This window comes from Kocuria sp. KRD140 (assembly GCF_017168375.1).
GTDB lineage: Bacteria > Actinomycetota > Actinomycetes > Actinomycetales > Micrococcaceae > Kocuria > Kocuria marina.
This window is the reverse complement of record NZ_JABFAW010000036.1, coordinates 1-902: the sequence shown is the minus strand read 5'-3', so window position 1 is coordinate 902 and position 902 is coordinate 1. Positions and strand designations below refer to the sequence as shown.

The 902-nt window shown below is 62.6% G+C and carries 1 protein-coding gene; it reads left to right on the top strand.

Annotated features, from left to right (window positions below):
* The first annotated feature begins 239 nt into the window (after window positions 1-239).
* Window positions 240-836 carry a hypothetical protein gene (locus J1M36_RS12565; protein WP_206480066.1) on the top strand — a complete coding sequence of 199 codons (597 nt, stop codon included), beginning with the start codon at window positions 240-242 and terminating at the stop codon, window positions 834-836.
* Window positions 837-902 lie beyond the last annotated feature (66 nt).

Below are 902 nucleotides of genomic sequence, written 5' to 3'. Positions count from 1 at the left end.
ACAACCACGACCGCCGGCATTCATCGCTCGGCTACCTCGCACCCGTCGACTACGCTCGGCAATGCACCCATCAATCGGAAACCGACGACTCGCACAGCGACCGGACCGAATGAAGGGGGCGGCCCAACAGCCCTGGATCGTCCGTCCGCATCACGGGGATCACCGCGCTACAAGTCCTTGGGATTCCGATCGGACCCCACTATCGATGGGCGGATCGGGCGCTGTGTCATCCCGCGCCCATGATGTCCCGCTGGGCACTCACCGCCGCACTGGATGCGTTGCTGGTGCATCGTGATCTGAGGCCGGTGGACTCGACACCCGCGTGGACGTCTCAATCCTGTGGGGAGCCGCTCTCGCTGGCGGACATCTACTCGGCATTGGAGACGCTGCCTCCGACATCCCGTGCGGTCGTCGCGGTGCGCACGGCATTGAAGAGCACGCAATTTCCCACGCTTTCTCCCATGGAGACCTTGACGCGGTTGATGCTGTTGGCGTGTGGCCTGCCGTGTCCCGTTATGAACTTTCGCGTGGACACACGCCTGGGTTACAGCCTGCTCGACCTGGCGTGGCCTGAACACAAGACAGCCATTGAGTTCAACGGGCGGGTGCACAGCGAGAACCACCACGCATACAAGAACGAGATGTATCGCAACGAGGTGCTCCGAGATCTGGGGTGGAAACTTCGCATCATCGTGTTCGATGATCTCCGAGATCCCGCCCGCTCAGTCGAGTGGCGCACCTGGTTGGGGCGCCAACTCTGGGTCGTGCCCCGTTTCCCGGCAGCAGGATCTCGCGCTCGCACATCCGTGTCCCGAAAAGGCATCCATATCCCGTGATCGGTGTCGTTCTGGGGCACACGTGTTGTGCAGTGGGATTGCCGCGGGGCCCAATGAGGGTGGGAG